The sequence below is a fragment of the Gordonia sp. UBA7599 genome, from assembly GCA_002477755.1.
Taxonomy (GTDB): domain Bacteria; phylum Actinomycetota; class Actinomycetes; order Mycobacteriales; family Mycobacteriaceae; genus Gordonia.
Map to the genome: position 1 here is coordinate 1 of DLKD01000134.1, position 23,113 is coordinate 23,113.

General features: G+C 68.3%; 22 protein-coding genes. 16 read left to right on the forward strand and 6 right to left on the reverse strand.

From position 1 onward, the window contains the following. The coding region (locus B4L26_RS14965) for a DUF222 domain-containing protein (RefSeq protein ID WP_290720012.1) at positions 1 to 526 on the reverse strand (526 nt) is incomplete at its 3' end. A gap of 114 nt (positions 527 to 640) precedes the next feature. After that, on the reverse strand, positions 641 to 1,813 hold the full coding sequence (locus B4L26_RS14970) for a thiolase family protein (RefSeq protein ID WP_290720013.1): 1,173 nt from the start codon (positions 1,811 to 1,813) through the stop codon (positions 641 to 643). A gap of 83 nt (positions 1,814 to 1,896) precedes the next feature. Here B4L26_RS14970 and B4L26_RS14975 point away from each other — a divergent pair, with 83 nt between their 5' ends. The 4 genes from B4L26_RS14975 to B4L26_RS14990 are packed head-to-tail and all read left to right on the forward strand — an operon-like array spanning position 1,897 to position 5,834. Next, complete coding sequence (locus tag B4L26_RS14975) at positions 1,897 to 2,376, forward strand: Zn-ribbon domain-containing OB-fold protein (protein WP_290720016.1); 480 nt, start codon at positions 1,897 to 1,899, stop codon at positions 2,374 to 2,376. Then, the gene (locus B4L26_RS14980) at positions 2,373 to 3,521 is read left to right on the forward strand and encodes a thiolase family protein (protein WP_290720093.1); all 1,149 of its coding nucleotides are present in this window, start codon (positions 2,373 to 2,375) and stop codon (positions 3,519 to 3,521) included. Before B4L26_RS14975 ends, B4L26_RS14980 begins: the two co-directional genes overlap by 4 nt. A 7-nt stretch (positions 3,522 to 3,528) precedes the next feature. Then, positions 3,529 to 5,067: an AMP-binding protein gene (locus B4L26_RS14985; protein ID WP_290720018.1), complete on the forward strand. Its 1,539-nt coding sequence runs from the start codon at positions 3,529 to 3,531 to the stop codon at positions 5,065 to 5,067. Further along, positions 5,067 to 5,834: an SDR family NAD(P)-dependent oxidoreductase gene (locus B4L26_RS14990; RefSeq protein WP_290720020.1), complete on the forward strand. Its 768-nt coding sequence runs from the start codon at positions 5,067 to 5,069 to the stop codon at positions 5,832 to 5,834. The genes B4L26_RS14985 and B4L26_RS14990 overlap by 1 nt, the downstream gene beginning before the upstream one ends. A gap of 16 nt (positions 5,835 to 5,850) precedes the next feature. Here B4L26_RS14990 and B4L26_RS14995 read toward each other — a convergent pair whose 3' ends face one another. Both B4L26_RS14995 and B4L26_RS15000 read right to left on the reverse strand, forming a co-directional pair. Beyond that, complete coding sequence (locus tag B4L26_RS14995; protein WP_290720021.1) at positions 5,851 to 6,693, reverse strand: acyl-CoA thioesterase; 843 nt, start codon at positions 6,691 to 6,693, stop codon at positions 5,851 to 5,853. Next, positions 6,686 to 7,801, reverse strand: a complete 1,116-nt coding sequence (locus B4L26_RS15000; RefSeq protein WP_290720023.1) for an acyl-CoA dehydrogenase family protein — start codon at positions 7,799 to 7,801, stop codon at positions 6,686 to 6,688. The genes B4L26_RS14995 and B4L26_RS15000 overlap by 8 nt, the downstream gene beginning before the upstream one ends. Positions 7,802 to 7,898: 97 nt before the next feature. Here B4L26_RS15000 and B4L26_RS15005 point away from each other — a divergent pair, with 97 nt between their 5' ends. Both B4L26_RS15005 and B4L26_RS15010 read left to right on the forward strand, forming a co-directional pair. Further along, positions 7,899 to 8,690, forward strand: a complete 792-nt coding sequence (locus tag B4L26_RS15005; RefSeq protein WP_290720024.1) for an enoyl-CoA hydratase/isomerase family protein — start codon at positions 7,899 to 7,901, stop codon at positions 8,688 to 8,690. A gap of 100 nt (positions 8,691 to 8,790) precedes the next feature. Next, the gene (locus B4L26_RS15010; RefSeq protein ID WP_290720025.1) at positions 8,791 to 9,540 is read left to right on the forward strand and encodes a FadR/GntR family transcriptional regulator; all 750 of its coding nucleotides are present in this window, start codon (positions 8,791 to 8,793) and stop codon (positions 9,538 to 9,540) included. Between the two features lie 4 nt (positions 9,541 to 9,544). Here the strand turns inward: B4L26_RS15010 and B4L26_RS15015 are convergent, their stop codons facing one another. Together B4L26_RS15015 and B4L26_RS15020 are read right to left on the reverse strand one after the other, a co-directional pair. Next, the gene (locus tag B4L26_RS15015) at positions 9,545 to 10,786 is read right to left on the reverse strand and encodes a CaiB/BaiF CoA transferase family protein (RefSeq protein ID WP_290720026.1); all 1,242 of its coding nucleotides are present in this window, start codon (positions 10,784 to 10,786) and stop codon (positions 9,545 to 9,547) included. Continuing rightward, the gene (locus B4L26_RS15020) at positions 10,783 to 12,012 is read right to left on the reverse strand and encodes an acyl-CoA dehydrogenase family protein (protein WP_409563496.1); all 1,230 of its coding nucleotides are present in this window, start codon (positions 12,010 to 12,012) and stop codon (positions 10,783 to 10,785) included. Before B4L26_RS15020 ends, B4L26_RS15015 begins: the two co-directional genes overlap by 4 nt. A gap of 101 nt (positions 12,013 to 12,113) precedes the next feature. On the opposite strand from B4L26_RS15020, the gene B4L26_RS15025 reads away from it, so the two are divergent. The 10 genes from B4L26_RS15025 to B4L26_RS15070 all read left to right on the forward strand — a co-directional run. Beyond that, positions 12,114 to 12,905, forward strand: a complete 792-nt coding sequence (locus tag B4L26_RS15025; protein WP_290720027.1) for an enoyl-CoA hydratase/isomerase family protein — start codon at positions 12,114 to 12,116, stop codon at positions 12,903 to 12,905. A 58-nt stretch (positions 12,906 to 12,963) separates the two neighbouring features. Next, entirely contained in the window at positions 12,964 to 13,860 is an 897-nt protein-coding gene (locus B4L26_RS15030) for an amidohydrolase family protein (protein ID WP_290720028.1), read from the forward strand. A 64-nt stretch (positions 13,861 to 13,924) separates the two neighbouring features. Continuing rightward, entirely contained in the window at positions 13,925 to 14,818 is an 894-nt protein-coding gene (locus B4L26_RS15035) for an SDR family oxidoreductase (protein WP_290720029.1), read from the forward strand. Positions 14,819 to 14,820: 2 nt separating this feature from the next. Beyond that, positions 14,821 to 15,666: an enoyl-CoA hydratase-related protein gene (locus B4L26_RS15040; protein WP_290720030.1), complete on the forward strand. Its 846-nt coding sequence runs from the start codon at positions 14,821 to 14,823 to the stop codon at positions 15,664 to 15,666. Further along, the gene (locus B4L26_RS15045) at positions 15,659 to 16,444 is read left to right on the forward strand and encodes an enoyl-CoA hydratase-related protein (protein WP_290720032.1); all 786 of its coding nucleotides are present in this window, start codon (positions 15,659 to 15,661) and stop codon (positions 16,442 to 16,444) included. Before B4L26_RS15040 ends, B4L26_RS15045 begins: the two co-directional genes overlap by 8 nt. An 11-nt stretch (positions 16,445 to 16,455) precedes the next feature. After that, on the forward strand, positions 16,456 to 17,634 hold the full coding sequence (locus B4L26_RS15050; protein ID WP_290720033.1) for an acyl-CoA dehydrogenase family protein: 1,179 nt from the start codon (positions 16,456 to 16,458) through the stop codon (positions 17,632 to 17,634). 8 nt (positions 17,635 to 17,642) lie between these two features. Continuing rightward, positions 17,643 to 18,815 (forward strand): acyl-CoA dehydrogenase family protein, encoded by a 1,173-nt coding sequence (locus tag B4L26_RS15055; protein WP_290720034.1) that lies wholly within the window; start codon positions 17,643 to 17,645, stop codon positions 18,813 to 18,815. Continuing rightward, positions 18,812 to 19,876 (forward strand): acyl-CoA dehydrogenase family protein, encoded by a 1,065-nt coding sequence (locus tag B4L26_RS15060; protein ID WP_290720036.1) that lies wholly within the window; start codon positions 18,812 to 18,814, stop codon positions 19,874 to 19,876. Before B4L26_RS15055 ends, B4L26_RS15060 begins: the two co-directional genes overlap by 4 nt. An 81-nt stretch (positions 19,877 to 19,957) precedes the next feature. Further along, a complete protein-coding gene (locus tag B4L26_RS15065) occupies positions 19,958 to 22,702 on the forward strand; it encodes a branched-chain amino acid ABC transporter permease/ATP-binding protein (protein ID WP_290720037.1) in 2,745 nt (914 codons plus the stop codon). Then, positions 22,695 to 23,113 (forward strand): ATP-binding cassette domain-containing protein (locus B4L26_RS15070; RefSeq protein WP_290720038.1); only part of this gene is annotated, 419 nt, incomplete at its 3' end. The genes B4L26_RS15065 and B4L26_RS15070, both read left to right, overlap by 8 nt.

Consider the following 23,113-nt stretch of genomic DNA (forward strand, 5'->3'; position numbering starts at 1 on the left):
CGGTGCGCGCCACCGCCAACCGGAACTGCCGCGGGCTGATGACCCCGTCACGCAGACACCGCCCCACCACCGGGAGACGATCGCGCATGGCGATCGCCTCGCCCAACCACTTGTCGGCTTGGCGTTGGGTCAGTCCTTGGCTCATCGCGATCCGGGCGGCGGCCTGGGTTTCGATGTCGAGCATCCGCACCCCCCGCGCCGACGCCTCGGGCTTACCTGTCTCGGACAGCACCGTGTGCATCACGCCGATCTCGCGGTACTCGATCCACGCCAACATCGCATTCGCCCGCCGCGCATGACCCAACACATCGACCGTCCAGGCCGGGTCCCCCAACGCCAACGATGCTGCCGGACCCACCGAGGCGGCCCGCTTGACCCACAACGCCTCATCATCGAACGCGTCAGGCTCATCCCACGGATCGGGGATGTCCCACACACCGGGATCGACGTCGAAATCGTCGGTGTTGGCACCGATCTGGGCATGGTCGACCGCCGGTTGTTCCGGGGTGGCGGTCGTGGTGTCCATGACCCAACATTACCCGAACACACATTCGAGTTCAAGGCTTAAATATGCAGGTCAGTGGCTATTGTGACACCTGTTCACTGGTGTAAACCAATGCGGCCACCGAGGCCGCATGATTTACAGGATCTCGAAGATGGTGGCGTTAGCCGTGCCGCCGCCCTCGCACATCGTCTGCAGGCCGTAGCGGCCGCCGGTGCGGCGCAGGTGGTTGATCAGGGTCGTCGCGATCCGGGCCCCCGAGGCGCCCAGCGGGTGGCCGAGTGCGATGGCACCGCCGATCGGGTTGAGCTTGTCGTCGGGAGCGCCCGTCTCGATCTGCCACGACATCGGCACCGGGGCGAAGGCCTCGTTGACCTCGAAGGCGTCGATGTCGGCGATCGACAGGCCCGAGCGCTTCAGTGCCAGGGCGGTCGCCGGGATTGGTCCGGTCAGCATCTTGACCGGGTCGTCGCCGGCGACGACGGCGGTGTGCACGCGGGCGATCGGGGTGAGCCCGAGTTCGGCTGCCTTCTCCGAGGTGGTGATGAGCAGTGCGGCGGCGCCGTCGGAGATCTGCGAGGCGTTGCCCGCGGTGATCACGCCGTTCTCGATGAACGGTGCTTTTAGAGTGGCGAGCTTCTCCACCGACGAACCGGGGCGGATGCCCTCGTCGGCGTCGACGGTGCCGGCAGCCGTGGTGATCGGAGTGATCTCGGCCTCGAAGTCCCCGGCGGCTTGGGCCTTCGCGGCGCGTTCGTGCGAGCGCACCGAGTACTCGTCGAGCTGGGTACGGGAGAGCCCATAGTCGGCGGCGATCTTCTCCGCGCCCGCGCCCTGGTTGAACCGTCCGTGGAAGCCGGGGAACTCGGCGAGCTCCGTGCTGTAGCGGGTCACCGCCGGTCCACCCATCTGGCCGGTGCCCTCGACCGTGGCCGCCCCCATCGGGACGTTGGACATCATCTCCACACCGCCGGCGACGATGATGTCGGCCTGCCCGGACACGACTGTGGCGGCCGCGGTGGAGATAGCCTGCTGCGACGACCCGCACTGCCGGTCGATGGTGAACCCGGGGATTGCCTCGGACCAGCCAGCACCCAGGACGGCCATGCGGCCGATGTTGCCCGACTGCTGGCCGATGCTGATGACGTTGCCCCAGTGGACGTCGTCGATGAGTTCGGGATCCAGGCCCGCCCGCGCGACCAGGGCGGTCAGCACCTGGGCGGACACCTCGACAGCGTGGGTCCCGGCGAGGCCGCCGTTGCGCTTGCCTATCGGGCTGCGAACCGCTTCGACGATGACGGCATCACGCATGAGGATCTCCTTTGACTGGCGACGAGCGGCGCTGTTGCGGTTAGCGCCGTAATCAGTACAATACATTAACTAATAACGTGTCAATGTCGACGCCGAACGAGAGGCTGCCCCGTGCCATCGACTTCCGAACCATTGCGGCCGACCTGTTTGTGCGCGACGACGGTGCCGTACGCCTCGTGGCGTCGCGGCGCACCGCGACCGGGGTCGTCGACTTCCCCGCGCTCACCGGCGATCAGGGGGCTGCCGGCGACGTCGAGCAGATCCTGCTGTCGCCCCGCGGGACCTTGTTCACGTGGACGACGCAGGAGTTTCCGCCGCCCTCACCTCCGTACGCCGGGGCGCCGGGGGACTTCGAGCCCTACGCGGTCGGCTACGTCGAGTTCCCCGAGGGCATCCTCGTCGAGGGCAGATTGACGGTGAACGACCCGGCACAATTGGTCATCGGCGCGTTGATGGAAACGGTCACCATTCCGTTCGACCTCGCCGGCGACCCGGTGCGAAGCGTCGAGACCTTCGGCTTCGCGCCGGTGGACCCGGCTGCAAACGAGGCGGGGGAGGCCTGATGCGCAACGTGTCGATCATCGGTGTCGGGCTGCACCCGTTCGGGCGGTTCGGCGACAAGCCCGCCCTGGACATGGGCGCCGAGGCAATCCGACTAGCGCTCGCCGACGCGGGTATCGGATGGGACCAGGTGCAGCGCGGCTACGCCGGCAGCTACGAGGTGTCCAACCCGGATGCGATCGTGGGCAAGCTGGGGCTGACGGGGATCCCGTTCTTCGGTGTGTTCAACGGGTGCGCGACTGGCCACACGGCGCTGGCCGAGGCGGCGCGCTCCATCGAGAACGGCGAGGCCGACATCGCTGTCGCGGTCGGTTTCGACAAGCATCCGCGCGGTGCGTTCGGCGGTGACCCGCAGGCCCTCGGGCTGCCGGCCTGGTACGGCGAGACCGGGCTGTTTCTCACCACCCACTTCTTCGGGCAGAAGATCAATCGCTACATGCACCAACACGGCATCACCGCAGAGACGCTCGGTCGGGTCGCCGAGAAGAACTTCCGCAACGGCGCGCGCAACGTAAAGGCGTGGCGGCGCAAGGAGATGAGCGCGGCCGACGTCGTCGCCGCGCCATATCTGAACTACCCGCTGACCCAGTACATGTACTGCGCGCCCAACGAGGGTGCCGCGGCGGTGATCCTGTGTCGGCGCGACCGGGCCGCGGAGTTCTCCTCGCGAGCGGTGCACGTCTTGGCCGCCGAACTGCGCACGCGGCGCTTCGGTGCATTCGAGATGCAGAGCCCGTCGCTGCCGGCCGCGGCAGCACCGAGCCCGACCGTCGACGCGTCTCGCGCCGCGTTCGAGACCGCCGGGCTCGGCCCGTCGGACGTGGACGTCGTCCAGCTGCAGGACACCGACGCCGGGTCGGAGGTCATCCACCTCGCGGAGAACGGGTTCTGCGCCGACGGCGAGCAGGAGAAGCTCATCGCCGACGGCGCCACCGAGATCGGCGGCCGGCTGCCGGTCAACACCGACGGCGGCCTCATGGCCAACGGTGAGCCGATCGGTGCGTCGGGCCTGCGCCAGATCCACGAGATCGTCGTCCAACTGCGCGGCGAAGCCCGCGACCGCCAGGTCCCCGGACCGCACCGGGTCGGATACACGCACCTCTACGGCTCACCGGGAACTGGCGCCGTCACGGTGCTCTCCGTCTAGGCCCACAGTGACGATCGACGAACCAGCCTCGTCGCCGTTCGCGGCGCAGTGGGCCGCGCAGCCGGCGATCATCGTCGAGCCGAGCGGGCGCCGGGTCACTTTCGGTGAGCTCGACTCCCGGTCGATGAGGGTTGCGCGCCATTTGCGCGACGGTGGCGCGTCCATAGGGTCCACCATCGCGATCCTGATGGAGAATCGCGCCGAGTTCCTCGAGACCGCCTGGGCGGCCCAGCGTGCGGGGCTGCGCTACGTCGGTGTCAACTCCCATCTCACAGCGCCGGAGGTCGCCCACATCCTTGCCGATTGCGAGCCGATGGCGGTGGTCACGTCGGCGGCCTTGGCACCGATCGCGGTGGCCGCGCTGCCCGTGTCGGCGCACCTGCTCGTCATGGTCGATCGGCCGCGGGAGGGATTCGACGACTGGGCGGACTACGAGTCGATGCTCGCCCAAACCGACGATGCGCCGCTGCCCGACCAGTGCGAGGGCGACTTCATGCTCTATTCGTCGGGCACCAGTGGCCGTCCCAAGGGGATCGAGCGGCCACTGGGCCTCGGACCGTTGGGCAGCTATCCCGACGTCCCCGGGAAGTGGCTGGCAGGGCGGCTCGGCATGGTGCCCGGCGACGTCTACCTGTGTCCCGCACCGCTCTACCACGCTGCCCCGCTGGCCTGGTCAATGGGAACGCACCGACAGGGCAGCACAGTCGTGGTGATGGAGTCCTTCGACGCACAGCAGGCGCTGTCGTTGATCGAGCGCCACGGCGTGACCCACAGCCAGTGGGTGGCCACGATGTTCGTGCGGATGCTCAAGCTCGACGAGTCCGTGCGCCGCGCCCACGACCTGAGCACGCTGCGCGCCGCGGTCCATGCCGCCGCTCCCTGCCCGGTCGAGGTCAAACGCGCGATGATCGACTGGTGGGGCCCGATCCTGTACGAGTTCTACTCCAACACCGAGGGCGTCGGCGCCACCTTCATCACCAGTGACGAATGGATGGCCCACCCGGGTTCGGTCGGGCGTCCGGCGCTAGGGCGACCGCTCATCGCCGACGATGATGGCGCACCGCAGCCGCCCGGCGAGGTGGGCACGATCTGGTTCGCCGACATTCCGGAGTTCGCCTACCACGGCGCAGCCGTGGACGCACCCGCGCGCCGCGACCACCCCGACGGCTATTTCTCGGTGGGCGACCTCGGCTATCTCGACGACGACGGCTATCTCTACCTGGTGGACCGCCGATCCGACCTGATCATCGCCGGCGGCGTGAACATCTATCCGCGAGAGATCGAAGACGCCCTCATCATGGCACCGGGAGTCCTCGACGTCGCCGTCGTCGGGGCTGCGCACGAAAGCCTGGGGCGGGTCCCGGTAGCCCTGATCGTGCCCAGTGACCCCGATGGTGACGCCGACGCACTGGTCGGCGAGTTGGCACAGTATTGCCGGGAACGGCTGGCAGGCTTCAAACAACCGCGCCGGATCGACGTCGTCGATTCACTGCCGCGGACCCCGACGGGCAAACTGCGCAAGCACGAACTGACTGTGGAGGTGTGATGATCGACGAACTATCGGGACGGATCGCACTGGTGACCGGTGCGGCGGGCGGCGGCATCGGACAGGCGATCGCGACGCGCCTCGCGGCCGACGGCGCTACCGTCGTGGTCACCGATTCACACGCGCGCCGCGTCGTCGACGTTGCCGAAGCAATCGCCGCGGACCACGGTGGACGTGCTGTGGCCAAGCAACTCGACGTCGGTGACCGCGACCAGATCGTCGAGGTCGCCGGGTGGGTGCGCGACGAGCTCGGGCCGATCACCATGCTGGTCAACAACGCTGCCTACAACATCATGGGCTCGATCTTCGACTACGACCCGGCTGATTGGGACCGCGTTCTCGCGGTCAACCTGAGCGGCCCGTGGATGCTGTCGAAGCTGGCGATGACGCAGATGCGTGACGCCGGTCTGCCCGGCGTCATCCTCAACGTCTCTACCTACGCCCCCGATGTCGGGGGCGCGGGCATCGAAGCGCCGTACGCGGTGTCCAAGGGTGGCCTGGGCGTGCTGACGCGCAGCTGTGCCCATGAGGGCGGACCGTACGGGATCCGCGTCAACACCCTGTCCATGGGCATGGTGACCGGTACCCGCTTCATCGATGCCCTGCACCCGGACATGAAGGAGGCCGAGCTCGCACGGGCACCGCTCGGGCGCCTCGTCGACGTCGCCGACGTCGTGGAAGCGGCATCCTTTCTCCTGTCGGACCGCTGCCCGACGATGACGGGCGAGACCGTCAACGTGGCCGCCGGCATCCACATGCGCTACTGACCGTCGTTCGGTACGCCTACTCGGTGCTCAGAGGGCGGAGCAAACCCTCCTGGGCAACGGTGGCCAGCAGCGCGCCGTCGCTGCTGTAGATGTTGCCCGTGGCCATGCCGCGCCCGTCTGCTGACGAGGGCGACTGCTGGTCGTAGAGGAGCCAGTCCTGGTCGGGCACTGGTCGGTGGAACCACATTGCGTGATCGAGGGAGGCGAGTATGTAGCCGTCGTGCTCCATGCCGAGGCCGTGGGTCCAGAGCACGACGGACAAGAAGCTCAAGTCCGCGATGGCGGCCAGTGCGCATGCTCGCACCAGGGGATCGTCGGGCAGTGATTCGAGGACTCGGCACCAGACGCGAGCACGGGTGGGTTCGGAACCGTCAGTGCGGGGCACCCGGCGCAGGTCGATCCACGGCCACTCCCGGTAGATGACCGGTTCGGTGTCGGAGCAGTCGTGGACGCTGCGCAACGTGTGCGGATCGGGGGCATCGGGGGCGGTGATCTGGTGGGCCAGTCCGGATTCGGGCACGTGGAAGGAGGCGATCATCGTCAGGATGGGCCGTCCGGCCTGCTCGGCAGTCACCCGGTGGGTGGTGAACGCCCGACCGTCCCGGAGCGACTCCACGCGGTAGCGGACCGGTTCCTCGGTGTGGCCGGGGCGCAGGAAGTACGCGTGCAACGAGTGGGGCGCGCGGCCGGCTTTGACACTGGCGCCCGCGGCCGCCAGCGCTTGTGCGAGGACCAGGCCTCCGAAGAGCCGGGTCAGTTGCGATCCCGCTACCACACCGCCCAGGTAGGTCCCGTCGGGCTGCGGTTCGACGGACAGGAGCGCAAGGAGTCCGTCCGGCGCGCCCACCGATTCAGACACCGAGTTCGACGGCGATCAGTCGGCGGTGGTAGGCAGGCGTGCCGAACATCGTCTGCGATCCCTTCGCGCGTTTGAAGTACAGGTGCGCGGAGTGCTCCCAGGTGAACCCGATGCCGCCGTGCAACTGGATGCTCTCCGCGGCGATGTCGTAGTACGCCGAGCTGCAGTACGACTTCGCGATCGACGCGGCGACGGGTGCCTCGTCGGACTCCGACTCCAGTGCGGCGGTCGCGAAATAGGCCGCCGACCGGGCCGACTCGAGCTGGACCAGCATGTCGGCCAGGCGGTGCTTGACGGCTTGGAAGGAACCGATGGGACGGCCGAACTGCTCGCGCGTCTTCACGTACTCGACGGTCGTCTCCAGGACCTTGGCCGCCCCGCCCACCTGTTCGCACGCCAGCGCCACCGCGGCGGTGCGCAGCACCTGATCACACACTGCGGACCCGGCGCCCTCGCCCCCCAACAGAGTGGCGGGGGTGTCAGCGAACTCCAGGCTCGCCAGGCGTCGGGTGAGGTCCAGTGTGGGCAGGTTGGTCGCGATGAAGCCGTCGGCACCGGAGTCGACGAGGAAGAGTGAGACGCCCGCGGGGGTGCGGGCGGCGACGATGATCAGTGCCGCATCGGCACCGTCGAGCACATACGGCTTGGTCCCGGTCAGCCGCCAGCCGGCCCCGTCTGCAGCCGGTTCGGCTGCGAGGCGGACACCGTCGGGGCCGGGATCGTTGTCGTCGGCGATGGCGACGGTGGCGATCACGGTCCCGTCGGCGATACCGGGGAGCAATGCCGCGGCGGCCGCGTCATCGTCGGCAGACAGGAGTGCGGTGGTGGCCAGCACCGTCGACAGCAGCGGCGCGCACAGCAGCGCGCGTCCGGCCTCCTCGAGGACGATCGCCATCTCGCCGAATCCGAAGCCGGCGCCCCCGTACTCCTCGGGGATCATCAGCGACTGGATCCCGATCTGCTGTGCCATCAGCTTCCACGTCGACGCGTCGAAGCCGGCGCCGAGGTCCATCTGCCGGCGGACCTGCTCCTCGTCGGAGTGTGCGACGAGGAACTTGCGCACCACCGAGCGCAGTTCCTCGCGCTCCGGGCTGGGGGTCAGACTCATTGACGCTCCTCGCGTTCGGTGGTCGACAGCTTGTGTAAATAGTACAATAGATGAACTAATTGGATCAATCGTAGGCACGACCCGAAAGGTGCCCATCATGTCGGAGACGTCGACCACGGCGAGCTTCCAGACCATTGCCATCCGCCACGAGGGGCCGGTGGCAGTGGTGACCTTGAACCGGCCGGAGGCGATGAATGCCGCCGATGCCGTCATGCATCGTGAGCTTGCGCAGATCTGGGACGTCATCGCCGCCGACACCACCGTGCGGGCCGTTGTCCTCACCGGGGCGGGCAGGGCGTTCTCCGCCGGTGGTGATTTCCCTCGGATGGTCGCCACCCAGCGCGACCAGGACATCCAGGACGAGGTCTTCGCCGAGGCGCGGCGCATGGTCGGCTCGATGGTCGACCTGCCTCAACCGCTCATCGCCGCGGTCAACGGTCCGGCCGTCGGGCTGGGTGCGAGCCTGGTGACCCTATGTGACATGGCGATCGCCGCAGAATCGGCCTTCATCGCCGACCCGCACCTCGGTGTAGGCCTGGTGCCCGGCGACGGCGCCGCGTTGCTGTGGCCCCTGACCATCGGGCTGATGCGCGCCAAAGAGTACGTTTTCACCGGCGCCCGCATCCCCGCCACGACGGCCCGCGAGTTGGGCCTGGTGAACTCCGTGGTGCCCGCCGAGGAGGTCGTGCCGGCCGCGGTGGAGCTCGCTCAGCGGCTCGCGGAGGTGCCGGCCCGTGCTCTCCAGGACACCAAGCGGTTGCTGAACACACACGTGACCCGGGTCTTGACGGGTCTGCTCGACCAGGCGCTGCACGCTGAACGGGCCAGTGTGAACTCCGCCGAGCACGCCGAGCTGACGCAGCGGCTGATCGAGAAGACGCGGCCGTGACGCGCGTTGCCCGGGGTCCGAGCGTCGGGATAGTAATCTCAATCAATACAAAAGTCCGCCTCATTGCGGGCGTACGTCTCATTCCATGAGGAGGACCGCGATGGCAGCCGCCGGTTCGCGCGTGGTGCGGGTTCCCAAAGCAGGGGAACTCGTTGCCGCCGACCTGCGCCGCAGGATCGTCACCGGTGCCATCTCGCCCGGGGACCCGCTGCCGAGCGAGACCCTGCTCATGGAGGAGTTCGGCGTCTCGCGGCCCACGATGCGTGAGGCCTTCCGGATCCTTGAATCGGAGTCACTGATCACGGTGTTGCGGGGTGCGCACGGCGGTGCCCGTGCACTGGCCCCGGACCCGTCGATAGCCGCGCGGCACCTGGGGCTGCTCCTGCAATTCCACGAGGTGCCCCTGGCTGACGTCTATCGCTCGCGAACCGAGATCGAGGTCGCGGCCGTGCGGGCGCTCTCAGGGATGACGGCCAAGAAGCTCCAGCCGCTCGAGGATCTCGTCGACCGCGCCGGCAAGGCGCTCGACGATGCGGTGGAGTTCGCGCAGATCGACACCGCGATCCACCAGGAGCTGATCGACCTCAGCGGGTTGCAGACCCTCTCGGTGCTGGCCGGCATGCTGCTGAACATCATGGAAGCGCATAACACGATGTTCATGTCCGTCCACGGCGAGGACCAGCAGCGGCAGGCCGACGAGCTGGCCCTGCGGGCCTACAAGCGGCTGCTCAACCACCTGCGCGACGGGGATTCTGCGGGCGCGGCCGAGACGTGGCGCCGCCACCTCAAGAAGGTCGAGCAGTACATGGTCGGCGACTCCGACACCACCCTGGTGGAACTGCTGTCCTGAGCGGTCACACCGTTCTGTCGGCCACCAGCTTGTCGATCTGCTCATCGGACATGCCGAGTTCGGTGGCGAGTACCTCGCGCGTGTGCTGCCCCAGCGTCGGCGGCGGTGCGTAGTCGGTGATCGGCGTCGAGCCCAGCACGATCGGATTGCGCAGCAGGTCGATCGGCCCGGCGACCGGATGCTCGATGGTCATCCGCATGTTGCGGTGGCGGATTTGCGGGTTGGCGAAAACGCCGTCCATGTCGTTGACCGGGCTCACCGGCACGTCGCGCGCCTCGAGGAGGTCCACCCACTCGCGCGCGGGTCGCGCCGCGAACGCACGGTCCAGCGTCTCGATCACCACATCCCGGTTGGCGATGCGTGCCGAGACATCTGCGAAGCGCTCATCCGTCAACAGATCGGGCCGCTCCAGCGCGTCGGCGACGCCGCGCCACTGCGCCGGCGTACTGGCGACCAGGAAGAACTCTTCCCCGTCGGAGCCGGTGAACGTCTGCGACGGGATTCCGCCGAAGCCACCGTTGCCCCGCCGTGGCGCCGCGGCACCGGAGATCAGATAGTTCTGCGCGTAGTGCGAGAGGGAGGCCAGGCCGCAGTCGAGCAGCGACATGTCGATGTGCTGGCCCTCGCCGTTCTCGGTGGTGTCCCGATGCCACAGTGCGGAGAGGATCGCGTTGCCGGCGTACAGGCTGGTCAGAATGTCGACCATCGACACCCCGACTTTCATCGGACCCGCGCCGGGCTCGCCGTCGGGAACCCCGGAGACGCTCATCATGCCGCTCATCGCCTGGAAAACGCCGTCGTATCCAGGACGCTGGGCGTACGGGCCGTCCTGGCCGAAGCCGGTGATCGAGCAGTAGACCAGTCCTGGGTTGGCTCCGCGCAGCGTCTCGTGGTCGAGGCCGTACTTGGCGAGCACGCCGCTGCGGAAGTTCTCGATCAGCACATCGGCACGGGCGGCGAGGTCGGCGATGATCTGCGCGCCCGCAGGCGTCGAATGGTCGACGGTGATGGAGCGCTTGTTGCGGTTGCAGGCCAGGTAGAAGCCGGCATCATTGGTCGGCTCGCCGTCCCCGTCGTGCAGAAAGGGCGGGCCGTAGCGGCGGGAGTCGTCTCCGGCACCGGGCCTCTCGACCTTGACGACATCGGCACCGAGATCACCGAGCATCTGTGCCACCAGTGGAGCCGCGAGGATCCGGCTCAGGTCCAGGACCCGGATCCCGTGCAGGGGGCCCCGCGCGGCACTCATCGGCCCGCCCCCGACGGGCGCGGCTCGCGCGGCAGGCCCAGCACCCGTTCGCTGATGATGTTGCGCTGGATCTCGCTGGTCCCGGCGTAGATGGACTCTGCCCGGGCACGAACGAAGGCCCGTCGCAGGGTCTCGGCGTCGCCGTCGGGTCCGTCGCCCCACTCGGTGCCCAGCCACCCGTCGGTGTCGAGGATGTCCATCGCGAGCTCGGTGAACTTCTTGTGCCAGGTGGACCAGTAGTACTTCCCGATCGACGCCTCGGGGCCGAACTCGCCGTCGCGCAGGGCGGTGCCCAGGGTGCGCAGGTTGTTGTAGCCCATGATCTCGAGGCCGATGATCGAGTCGATGAGACGGTCGCGCAGGATCGGATCAGCGGTGGCGCCCCGTCTGCGGGCTATCTCGGTGACGGTGGCCATCTCGCGGCGGAACGAGAACTGGTAGTTCAGGACCGAGGTCGCGCGCTCGTGGCCGAGCGTCGTCATCGCCGCCTTCCATCCCTCCCCGGTCGGGCCCAGGACGTTGTCGCTGCTGGTGCGCGCATCGTCGAAGTAGACCTCGTTGAAGCCGCTGTCGCCGAGCATCGTGCGGATCGGCACCACGCGGACTCCCGGCTGGTCCAACGGGATCAGCATGTAGGACAGTCCGGCGTGACGCGTGGATCCGGGCTCGGTCCGCACGATTGCGAAGATCCAATCGGCGTGATGGGCGAAGGTCGTCCAGATCTTCTGGCCGTTGACGACCCAGGTGTCGTCCTCCAGTCGCGCCTTAGTGCTGATGGCGGCGAGGTCGGAGCCGGCACCGGGCTCGGAATAGCCCTGGCACCATACGGTCTCACCGCGCGCCATCGGTGGCAGGAGTCGCTGCTTCTGCTCTGGCGTGCCGTAGTGCAGGGCGGTGGGCGCCATCAAGGTTTCGCCGTGGAATGCCGCGCGCGGCGGTGCGCCCGCGCCCGCGTACTCCATCGCGAACAGGATCTCCTGGGAGAGGGTCGCACCGCGCCCGCCGTACTCGACCGGCCACGACAAACCCAGCCAGTTGCCCGCGCCGAGTCGCCGCTCCCATTCGCGGCGCAGCTCCCAGTTGTCGTCGTCGTCGGGCCCGCCGCGATGGCTCTGTCCGGCGAAGTCGCCGGTGAGGTTGTCGGCCAACCAATCCCGCACCTCGTCGCGGAAGTCGCGGTCTGCCGCGGTGAGCGGCAATCCAGTGCCGAGTTCGGTCATCCCCATCTCTTTCACCTGTATGCATGCCGGTTGGCATCCCGATAGATCTATAGTACAAATAACTAATGAATTAAGCGATATCGACCGACAGGAAAGGGGCGGGCCTGGTGGCAGATCTGGAATGGTCGGTCGCCGACGGGATCGGCACGATCCGGCTCAATCGGCCGGAGCAGCGCAACGCGTTCACCTTCGACATGGTCGCCGAATGGGCCGAGCTCCTGAGGACTGCACGCACCGATGACGACGTCCGGGTCGTGGTCCTCACGGGGACCGGGGACAAGGCGTTCTGCTCGGGCGTGGACCTCTCGTCGATCTCCAATGCCAACCCGGACCTCACGCCGCTGGAGCGGAAGTCCCAGCTGCACGACCAGATCCACCGGGTCGCCCTGGAACTCGAGGCGCTCGACAAGCCGGTGATCGCCTCGATCAACGGGGTAGCCGTCGGCGCCGGGCTGGACATGGCGCTGATGTGCGATCTGCGCATCGCCTCGCGCTCGGCCCGGATGTCGGAGGGTTACGTCAAAGTGGGCCTGACCCCCGGCGACGGCGGCGCGTACTACCTGCCGCGTTTGGTGGGTACCTCCAAGGCGCTGGAGCTGCTGCTGACCGGTGATTTCGTCACCGCCGACGAGGCCCACCGGATCGGGATGGTCAACCGCGTCGTCGACCCGGAGGACCTCGCCGAGGCCACCACTGCGCTGGCCGCGCAGATCGCGGCTTCGCCGCCGGTGACCGTGCGGATGATCAAGCGCGCCACCTATCAGTCGGCCGGCACCGACCTGCGGACCGCGCTGGACCTGATCTCGTCGCACTTCGCGGTCGTCGCGGCGACCGAGGACGCGGCCGAGGCGCTCGCCGCCATGAAGGACAAGCGCCCCCCGGTCTTCCGCGGCCGGTAGACCGACGACCCGCAGACCAGCGTCGCCAGCAGAGACCGCCAGCAGGAAGGCCGACCAGATGACCCCCACCGCGCACACCGCCGACGAGGCGGAGCCGCGTGTCTTCGACTCGTGGATCAACCTGCCCTACGCACCGGGTGAGGTCACGCCTGATCCGTCGGTCGTGGCTCGATTCAAGCGCAGCGACAGCTCCTACGAGGGCGGCGAGACCATGGCCGACGTGGTGGCCGAGATGGACCGACTCGGCATCTCCGGTGGCGTGCTCACCAAGTACCCGCGTGACATCACCCCTCCGTTCGTGAACGGGATCCAGTCCGGTGAGGCCGTCGTGCGCAACGCGTGTGAGCGCCTGGCTGCCGTCGCGCAGGAGTACCCGGGCCGCTTCGTCCTCGCCGTCGGCATCGACCCGCGGCTGGCCTACGACGCGGCCAAGCTCGTTCGGATCGCCGTTCGCGAGTACGGCGTTACCTGTATCCGCGTGTGCCCGATGTTCACCGGGATCCCGATCGACGACAAACTGGCCTACCCGATGTACACCGCGGCCTGTGACGAGGGCGCGGTGATGACCTTCAACGTCGGCGCCCCCGGCCCGATGAAGCCGGCGAAGCTGCAGCGGACCATCCTCATCGACGAGGTGGCACTGGCCTTCCCCGAACTCAAGATCGTGATGACCCATCTCGGCGACCCGTGGATCAGCGAGACGGTCTCCATGTTGATCAAGCATCCCAACGTCTACGCGATGACGTCGGGGTGGGCGCCCAAGTACGTGCCCGAGGAGATCTGGAACGTCCAGCGCAAACGCAATAACACCAAGCTCATGTGGTCCTCGGACTACCCGATCCTGCCGTTCGACCGGACGATCACCGAGGGCCGCGCGATCGACCTTCCGCCGGAGTCCCGCGCCAACTTCCTGGGCCGTAACGCCCTCGCCGTTTTCGGCGAACCGCCGGCCTGAACAGCTGGCGCACGACCACCCCACCGACAGACAACCACGACAGACCAATCAGGAGACATTCACCATGGAACTGCACGACGGACGCGTAGTCGTCATCACCGGCGCGGGCGGCGGCATCGGCCGCGAGCACGCGCTGGCCTTCGCGCGTGAAGGCGCCAAGGTCGTCGTGAACGACCTCGGTGCCGCCGACGAGACGGTTGCGCTCATCACTGCCGAGGGAGGGCAAGCAGTCGCCAATAAGGACGATGTGTCCGACTGGGACGGTGCGGCGCGCCTGATCGCGACGGCCCTGGACACCTTCGGCGACTTGCACGTGCTGGTGAACAACGCCGGCATCCTGCGCGACAAGATGTTCGTCAACATGGATCCTCAGATGTGGGACGACGTCATCCGCGTCCACCTGCGCGGCACGTTCTGCCCGACCCGACATGCGGTCAACTATTGGCGCGAGCGCTCCAAGTCCGACAACCCGGTCTCGCATCCGCGGATCATCAACACGTCGTCGCCGACGGGGCTCTACGGCAACGCCGGGCAGTCGAACTACGGCGCCGCCAAGGCCGCGATCGCCGGGCTCACCGTCATCTTGGCCGAGGAGCTCTCCCGGCTGGGGGTGACGGTCAACGCGATCGCCCCGAGTGCCCTGACGCAGATGACCGCGGGCCTGGGCGCCTACGTCGAGAAGATGGAGAAGATTAAGGAGGAGACCGGGTTCGACGCCGGGTCGCCGGCCAACATCGCCCCGCCTGTCGTGTGGCTCGCCTCGCCGGAGGCGGCGGAGATCACCGGGCGCGTCTTCAACGTCAAGGGCGGCCTGATCAGCGTCGCCGAGGGGTGGCGCCCCGGTCCGGGCGAGGAGAAGATGTCGCCGTGGACGCCGGAGGAGATCGGCGACGTGCTTCCCAAGTTGGTGGCCGAAGCCAAGCCCAACGTCGACGCCGCCGGGAACCCGAAGGTCTGACCGTGACCCCAGTCAACGGCATCAGCGTCGAGCGGGCGGGCCCGGTCGCCACGGTGTGGCTCGACCGTCCCGACCGCGGCAACGGCTTCATCTCGGCCATGCAGGTCGAGCTGCATGAGCGCCTCGCCGAACTCGACGCCGATCCGGCGGTGCGGGCGATCGTCGTCACCGGCCGCGGCCGGTTCTTCTCCACGGGCGCCGATATGGAGCCCGGCGGGGCCAACTTCGCCTTCGACGACGAGCAGACCGCGCTCGCCCGGCAGATGATGGCGCACCGGCCGCGCCCGTGGCAGATGCGCACCCCGATCATCGCCGCGATGAACGGCGCGGCCGTCGGGCTGGGGTTGACCTTCCCCATGCAGTGGGACATCCGCATCGTTAACGAGACCGCGAAGTACGGCTTCGTCTTCACCCGCCGCGGGCTGATCCCCGAACAGAACTCGCTGTGGTTATTGCCGCGTCTCGTCGGGTTCTCTACGGCCATTGAGCTGCTGCTGACCGGTCGCCTGTTCACCGGGGCGGAGGCTGCGCAGATGGGGATCGCGACGCAGGCCCTGCCGGGCGATCAGGTGCTGGTCCGGGCTTACGAGATCGCTGACGAGATCGCCGCGCAGACCGCGCCGCTGGCCGTCGGACTGACCAAGCAACTGGCCTACGAATTACTCGCCTGCGACGACCGGGAAGCCGCCTTCCACCGGGAGTGGGAGTACTTCCGCTGGATGGGCCGCCAATCCGACTCCGCCGAGGGTGTGGCCGCGTTCATCGAAAAACGTCCGCCGGCGTTCACCGGCGACAAGAACGAGCCGTTGCCGCCGGTCGGCCCGGTGTGGGAGGCAGTCGATGAGTGAGGTTCTCTACGAGGTCGACGACCACGGCGTCGCCGTGATCACCTGGAACCGCCCGGAGCGCCGCAACATGTGGACCTCGGCGATGGAGGACGCGTTCTACACGGCGCTCGACCGCGCCACCGCCGACGAAGCGGTGCGTGTGATCGTCGTGACCGGCGCGGGGCACACCTTCTGCGCCGGACTCGACCCGCAGGTCCTCGACGACATCCGCGGCGGGTCGGCCTACACCAGCAACCGTCGCCCGCAGACCTATGCGACGACCGTCCCGAAGATGATCATCGGTGCCATCAACGGCTCCTGTGCCGGCATCGGTCTTGTGCAGGCGCTGTGCTTCGACTACCGGTTCGCGGCAACGGGCGCGAAATTCACCACTGCGTTCTCCCACCGGGGGCTGCCCGCCGAGGACGCGTCGGCGTGGATGCTGACGCGGCTCGTCGGCCCGGCCCACGCTATGGACCTGATGGTGTCGGGGCGCGTCTTCCTCAGCGATGAGGCGCAGCGACTCGGCGTCGTTCAGCGTCTGTGTGAACCGGAGACCGTGCTGGCCGAGGCAGTCGACTACGCCCGGGGTATCGTCGCGAGCGTCTCGCCGGTGGCGATGGCGATGATCAAGTCGCAGGTGTGGCGCGATTCCGAGCAGACCATGGAGCAGGCGCGCGTGCGTGCGCAGCACCTGCTGACCCTTGCCAAGGCACAGCCTGATTTCCAAGAGGGTGTCCGCGCGCTAGTCGAGAAGCGGCCTCCATCGTTCGCTCCCTACCGCCCGCTGAACCTCTGAGGGCCTGCGACATGGACATCGAATTCGGAGCCGAGCACGCCGCGTTCACCGACGAGGTGCGCACATGGCTCGACGAACACCTCGTCGGCGAGTTCGCCGAGTACCGCGGGGTGGGCAGCCCGACCGACGACTCGCACTGGGATCTGCGGATCGCGTGGGAGAAGGAGCTGTCGGCTGGCCATTGGTTGGGTCTGACCTGGCCGAAAGAGTACGGCGGTCGCGGCGCGTCGCTGATCGAGGAGATCATCTTCGAATACGAGTACGCACGCGCCGCAGCTCCTGCGCGGGTGAACCAACAGGCCCTCGAACTGCTCGGCCCGACGTTGCTCGAGTACGGCACGCACGAGCAGAAATCGCGCTTCATCCCGGCGATCCTGTCCGTCGACGAGGTGTGGGGGCAGGGCTTCAGTGAGCCGACGGCCGGCTCGGACCTCGCCTCTGTCTCGACGAAGGCACGACTGTCCGACGGACAGTGGGTCATCGACGGCCAGAAGGTGTGGACGACGTTCGGCGACCGCGCCGACTGGCTCTACGTCCTGTGCCGCACTGATCCTGATGCCTCGCTGCGCCATCGCGGGCTGACCCTGTTGCTGGTGCCCGTCGACCAGCCCGGCGTGCAGGTCCGGCCCATCAAGAACCTCGCCGGATCCGGCGAATTTGCCGAGTGCTTTTTCACCGACGCGCGCACCGACGAGTCCATGGTCGTGGGTGAGGTCAACGGCGGCTGGCGGGTCGTGATGTCGACGTTGGGCTACGAGCGCGGTTCAGCCCTGCTGCCGATCCAACTCGCGATGGAGCGTGAAGTCGGCGTCGTCGTCGAAGCTGCTAAGCGCAACGGGGCGGCGGACGACGCCCGGCTGGCCGACCGTATCGCCGCCGCCTACACGTCGGTCGCGATCATGCGCGCCACGAGTATGCGGGTGCTGGAGGGCGTTGTGGCCGGTGATCATGCCGCCGACGCCGCCGCGACCTGCAGCAAGCTCTTCGCGTCGCGGGCCCACCAGATCCTCGGCGAACTCGCGATGGACGTCGCCGGCCAGGAGGGCCTGGTGACCGCGGGCCGGGGTGTCGACGGCCTAGGCTTCGCGCAACGGCTCTTCTTGTTGAGCCGTGCCGAGACGATCTACGGCGGCACGTCGGAGATCCAGCGCAACATCATCTCCGAGCGCGTGCTCGGACTGCCCCGGTAGGACCTGCCATGACGACGACCCCGCTGGTGCCGCCGGTGCCCGCACAGACCGAGGCGATGGCGGCACTACGCGCTGCGGTCCGCGAGTTCCTCGCCGACGAGCTCGCCGCCGGGCGGTTCACGCCGCAGGTCGACTCCTGGATCGCCGGATGGGATCCGGAGTTCACCCGCCGCCTCGGTGAACACGGCTGGCTGGGCATGACCATTCCGAGCGAGTACGGCGGGCACGACCGCTCACACCTGGAGCGCTACGTGGTCACCGAGGAGCTGTTGGCGGCCGGGGCGCCGGTGGCCGCCCACTGGGTTGCCGACCGGCAGGTGGGGCCATCGCTGATGCGCCACGGCACCGATTACCAGCGCAGGCGCTATCTGCCGGGGATCGCGCGCGGCGAAACCTACTTCGCGATCGGGATGAGTGAGCCCGAATCCGGGTCCGACCTGGCCAGCGTGCGGACCAGGGCCAATCAGGTCGACGGCGGCTGGGAAATCACCGGCACCAAGGTGTGGACGTCGGGTGCCCACCACGCTCACGCTTTCTTTGTGTTGGCGCGCTCGGAACCGCTGGATCCTGCTCACCGTCACGACGGCCTCAGCCAGTTCATCGTGGATCTGGATTCGCCGGGTATCGAGATCCGGCCCATCAAGCTGCTGACCGGTCACCACCACTTCAACGAAGTCGTGCTGGACCGGGTCTTCGTGCCCGACGAATTGGTCCTGGGCGCACCCGGTGACGGCTGGGAGCAGGTCACCTCGGAGCTGTCGTTCGAACGCAGCGGGCCCGAGCGGATCCTGTCGACCTTCCCGCTCGCGCAGGCCTTTGCCGAGTCGCTGCGCGGCGCCCCGACGTCGGAGGTCGTCGACGCGGACCTGGAGCGCCTCGGTCGGATCGCCGCGCGCGCCGCAACACTGCGTCAACTCTCCCTGGCAGTCGCTGGCGCCCTCACCGAGGGGGCGGCAGTGGACCTACCGGCCGCGCTGGTGAAGGACCTCGGCACGCAGTTTGAGCGGGAGGTCATCGACGAGGTCATGGCGGGCTCCCGGATCGAGCCGGACCCCACATCGACGGACGAGCTGGCGCGCCTGTCCGCCGAGGCGCTGATGCACGCACCGGGGTTCACCCTGCGCGGCGGGACCACCGAGGTGCTGCGCGGTGTGATCGCGCGAGGAATGGGGCTGCGATGAGCGACGACCTGGCAGACCTGCGGGGCCTCGCCGACGACATCTTCGCGTCACTGGGCGCCGACGCATTGCTGGTGCCCGAAGTGGCCCCCGTCTGGAATCCCCCGCTGTGGGAGGCGTTGGCCGATGCCGGGCTCACGCTGCTGAGTACTCCCGACGGTGCGGGCGGCAGCGGCGCGGGCATTGCCGAATCGTCGACGGTGATCGAGGAGGCGGCGCGCTTCGCCGCACCGATCCCAGTGGCCGAGTGCGATCTTCTAGCCGCGTGGCTGCTCTCGACGGCGGGCCGCTCCGTCCCCGCGGGGCCGTTGACGTCGGCGTGTGCGGCAGTCGAGTTGTCACCGGCCGTCGCGGGGACGACGCGGGTGTCCGGGGTGGCGCAGCGGGTGCCGTGGGCGCGCGACTGCGATGCGGTAGTGGTGTGCGGCACGACAGGGGATCGTGCGGTGCTCGTCGTCGTACCGACTGCCTCGGCGTCGATCGAGCCGGGGGTCAACCTCGCGCACGAACCCCGCGACACCGTCGGATTCGACTTAGAGGTGGCCGACGACGAGCTCGTCGAGCTGCCAGCGGGCACGTCGGAGCAGTGGTCCTACCGAGCGGCGCTGGGGCGGTCGGCCGGCACGGTCGGCGCGTTGGAGGGCGCAGTGGCCCTGACGACCGAGCACGCAATCGAGCGCGTCCAGTTCGGCCGTGCGCTGGCGAAGTTCCAAGCGGTCCAACATCTGATCGCCGTCGCGGCGGGCGAGGTGACGGCTGCCCGCGCGGCGCACGACGCCGCGGTGCGCGCCGTCGAGGTGGACGGGTTCGACTCGACCCGGGCACATTTCGCCGTCGCCGTCGCCAAGGCGCAGGCCGCCCGCGCTGCGCGGCAGGTGACCGCTATCGCGCACCAGGTCCACGGTGCCATCGGATTCACGCTCGACCACCAGTTGCGGCACTTCACGCTGCGTGCACTGGCCTACAGCAGCGAGGCGGGCGGGGAGGCGCAGTGGAACCGGCGGATCGGCGAGCTGGTGCTCGACGAGCCGTCGCTGTGGCTCGCCGTCACCGGCCTCTCCTGAGCTGCTCGTCGAAGAAGTCCGATTTGGGACACTTCGTCGTAAATGGGTGTTAATCTCTAAATCAATTAGAGAATTAATCCAATGAGGGAGTTCGGGTTGGAGAACCTCGCGTTCCTCTTGCTCGGGACGGGCAGCGGTGCCGTCTTCGGTGCGCTGGCGCTCGGGATTGTGCTGACGTACCGCAGCTCCGGGGTGGTGAACTTTGCGACCGGGGCAATCGCGTTGTTCGGCGCCTATGTGTACGCCTACCTGCGCCAAGGCGAGCTCATCGTGCCAGTGCCCGGTCTGCCCGCCACCGTCGACATCGGCACCGACCTGGGATTCGTCCCGGCCGCGCTGATCGGTGTCGCGGCGTCGGCACTATTGGGCCTCGTGCTCTATCTGCTGGTGTTCCGGCCCCTGCGTACCGCGCCGATGGTCGCGCGAGCCGTCGCCGCGCTCGGTGTCTCGTTGCTGATCCCCGCCCTATTCGTCGTGCGGATGGGCACCTCGGCGATGGCGTCCGAGGCGATCTTCCCGTCCACGATCTGGCGCATTGACGGGACGCCGGTGCAGGCCGACCGGGTCTACTTCGCCATCACGGTCCTGCTGCTGGGCGTGGTCGTCTGGTTGTTCTACCGCTACAGCGGGTTCGGTCTGGCCACCCGGGCCGCCGCCGAGACCGAGCGCGGCGCCTACGTCAGCGGTCTCTCCCCGGATCGGCTGGCCGCAATCAATTGGGTCATCAGCTCCGCCGTCGCCGGGTTGGCCGGTGTCCTCATCACGCCGATCGTTCCGGTCGTTCCGATTGCGTACACGCTGTTCATCGTTCCTGCTCTGGCTGCGGCGATCGTGGCCCGCTTCGACCGGGTGATCGTGGCCGTCGTCGCTGGGCTGGCGATCGGCATGTTGGGGTCGTGGGTGGGCAGCATGGCGAGCCAGCACTCGGTCCTGCCCAGCTCGGGTCTCCCGGAGATGGTCCCGCTCCTTCTGATCGTGGCGGTGCTCGTGGTCCGGGCCAAGCCGCTGCCCGCGCGAGGGGCCGTCATCCTGAAGAGCCTCGGCTCCGCGCCGCGGCCCAACCGGGTGCTCGTGCCGGCCGTGCTCGGTGCGGCGATCGCCGTCGTCGGGCTGCTCGTGCTGTCCGAGCGGCTGCGAGCCGGCCTGATCATCTCGATCATCATGGCCGTCATCGCCCTGTCGATCGTCGTGGTGACGGGATACGCCGGTCAGATCTCGTTGGCGCAACTGACGATCGCGGGGGTCGCCGGCTTCCTGGTCGGGCCGCTGGCGCGGGTCTGGCACCTCGGGTTTCCGTGGGCACCCCTGCTGGCCGCGCTGATCGCCGCTGCGATCGGTGTCCTCATCGGCCTGCCCGCCCTGCGCATCCGCGGTCTCGCCGTGGCGGTCGTGACGCTGGCGATGGCCTTCGCGGTCGAGGCGGTCTGGTTCCGCAACATCGACGTCGTCGGGTCGAGCGGCGTCGCCGTCGTGCCGCCGCGGCTGTTCGGACTGGACCTGGCGGTCGGCACCGGCCTGGAGTATCCGCGTGTCGCATTCGGGGTGCTGTGCGTCGTCGTCGCCACGGCTGTCGCCCTATTCGTCGCCTGGTTGCGGCGGTCGCGACTCGGTTCGCAAATGCTCGCTGTGCGGGCCAATGAGAAGTCGGCCGCCGCTGCGGGCGTCAACGTCGTGCGTGTGAAAGTCGCCGCGTTCGGCATCGGCGCCTTCATCGCCGGACTGGGCGGCTCGCTGCTCGCCTATCAGCAGCAGACTGTGACGTTCGAGGCGTTCTCGGCCATGGCATCGGTGACCTTCTTCGCCACGGTCTACCTCTGTGGGGCCACCTCGATATCGGGCGGTCTGCTGGCCGGGCTGGTGGCGGCCAACGGGTTGGTCTACATCCTCGTGGACGAGTCTGTCGGCATCGGCCAGTGGTACCCGGTGGTCATGAGCGTCCTGCTCATCCTCATGGTCGTGCTCAACCCCGAGGGGATCGTCGGTCCGATGCACTCCTGGCTGGGGCGGCGCCGCAGTGCCGCAGCCGGCTCAGCGGGCGCCGATGTGTTACTGCCCGACGTCGATGCCCGGGCCGCGGTTGTCGAAGACCGGCGGGGCGACGCTGCGCTACTTCTCGACTCCGTCGGTGTGGCCTACGGCGGTGTGACTGCCGTCGAGGCCGTGTCGCTGACCGTGCGCCCGGGGACGATGGTGGGGCTGATCGGTCCGAACGGTGCGGGCAAGACCAGCGTCATCGACGCAGTCAGCGGATTCGCCGACTACACCGGACGGGTCGGTATCGGGGCCACCGTCCTCGACGGTTTGCCGCCCCACAAGCGGGTCGGCGCCGGGCTGAGCCGGACGTTCCAGGCCATCGAACTGTACGACGACCTCTCCGTCGCCGAGAACGTCCGCGTCGGCCTTGCATCGGTCCGCGGGGAGTCGAGCGGCGACACCGTCGCGCGACTCGATGAGGTCTTGGCGATGCTCGGTCTGCGCGCACATCGGGACCGGCCTGCCGCGGACCTGTCGCAAGGGCAGCGGCAACTCGTCTCGATCGCCCGTGCCCTCGCGTCGAACCCCGCGATCCTGTTGCTCGACGAACCGGCCGGCGGGCTCGACACCACAGAGAGTGCACGGCTCGGGCAGCGCCTGGTCCAAGTCCGCGACGCCGGGGTCGGCATCGTGATCGTCGACCACGACATGGACCTCATCTTCGGAGCATGCGATTACGTCTACGTCGTCGACTTCGGGAAGGTCATCGCCGAGGGCACACCTGATCAGGTCAGGACGGACCCCGACGTTGCCGCGGCGTACCTGGGACAGAAGGCGGTGGCCGATGACTGAGCAGCAGGTGCTCGAATGCCGCGGGTTGAGCGTCGGGTACGGAGCGGTGGAGGTGGCGCGCGACATCGACTTCGCCGTCCCAGCCGGTCACGTTCTGGCATTGCTCGGCCCGAACGGGGCGGGGAAGACGACGCTGCTCACGACGCTGGCCGGGCTGTTGCCGCAGCTGGCGGGGCACGTCGTCGTCGAGGGCGAGGAGATCCCGCCCGGACGTCCACGGACCGCCAACAAGTGCGGAGTGGTCCTTGTGCCCGACGATCGCGCGTTGTTCGCCGGGCTGACCGTACGGGAGAACCTGCGCGTCGCGTCATCCTCGTCATCGATGGGTTTCGACGAGGTGGTCGACATATTCCCGGCCTTGGCCCGCCGCGACACCGTCGCGGCGGGCGACCTGTCCGGCGGCGAGCAGCA

Excerpts from the sequence above, each read along its gene's own strand:
- B4L26_RS15050 (WP_290720033.1), top strand. The coding sequence starts at position 16,456 with ATGGACATCGAATTCGGAGCCGAGCACGCCGCGTTCACCGACGAGGTG.
- B4L26_RS15010 (WP_290720025.1), top strand. The coding sequence starts at position 8,791 with ATGGCAGCCGCCGGTTCGCGCGTGGTGCGGGTTCCCAAAGCAGGGGAA.
- B4L26_RS15045 (WP_290720032.1), top strand. The coding sequence starts at position 15,659 with ATGAGTGAGGTTCTCTACGAGGTCGACGACCACGGCGTCGCCGTGATC.
- B4L26_RS15065 (WP_290720037.1), top strand. The coding sequence starts at position 19,958 with ATGAGGGAGTTCGGGTTGGAGAACCTCGCGTTCCTCTTGCTCGGGACG.
- B4L26_RS15030 (WP_290720028.1), top strand. The coding sequence starts at position 12,964 with ATGACCCCCACCGCGCACACCGCCGACGAGGCGGAGCCGCGTGTCTTC.
- B4L26_RS15015 (WP_290720026.1), bottom strand. The coding sequence starts at position 10,786 with ATGAGTGCCGCGCGGGGCCCCCTGCACGGGATCCGGGTCCTGGACCTG.
- B4L26_RS15005 (WP_290720024.1), top strand. The coding sequence starts at position 7,899 with ATGTCGGAGACGTCGACCACGGCGAGCTTCCAGACCATTGCCATCCGC.
- B4L26_RS14990 (WP_290720020.1), top strand. The coding sequence starts at position 5,067 with ATGATCGACGAACTATCGGGACGGATCGCACTGGTGACCGGTGCGGCG.
- B4L26_RS15000 (WP_290720023.1), bottom strand. The coding sequence starts at position 7,801 with ATGAGTCTGACCCCCAGCCCGGAGCGCGAGGAACTGCGCTCGGTGGTG.
- B4L26_RS15035 (WP_290720029.1), top strand. The coding sequence starts at position 13,925 with ATGGAACTGCACGACGGACGCGTAGTCGTCATCACCGGCGCGGGCGGC.
- B4L26_RS14975 (WP_290720016.1), top strand. The coding sequence starts at position 1,897 with ATGTCGACGCCGAACGAGAGGCTGCCCCGTGCCATCGACTTCCGAACC.
- B4L26_RS14970 (WP_290720013.1), bottom strand. The coding sequence starts at position 1,813 with ATGCGTGATGCCGTCATCGTCGAAGCGGTTCGCAGCCCGATAGGCAAG.
- B4L26_RS15055 (WP_290720034.1), top strand. The coding sequence starts at position 17,643 with ATGACGACGACCCCGCTGGTGCCGCCGGTGCCCGCACAGACCGAGGCG.
- B4L26_RS15020 (WP_409563496.1), bottom strand. The coding sequence starts at position 12,012 with ATGGGGATGACCGAACTCGGCACTGGATTGCCGCTCACCGCGGCAGAC.
- B4L26_RS15060 (WP_290720036.1), top strand. The coding sequence starts at position 18,812 with ATGAGCGACGACCTGGCAGACCTGCGGGGCCTCGCCGACGACATCTTC.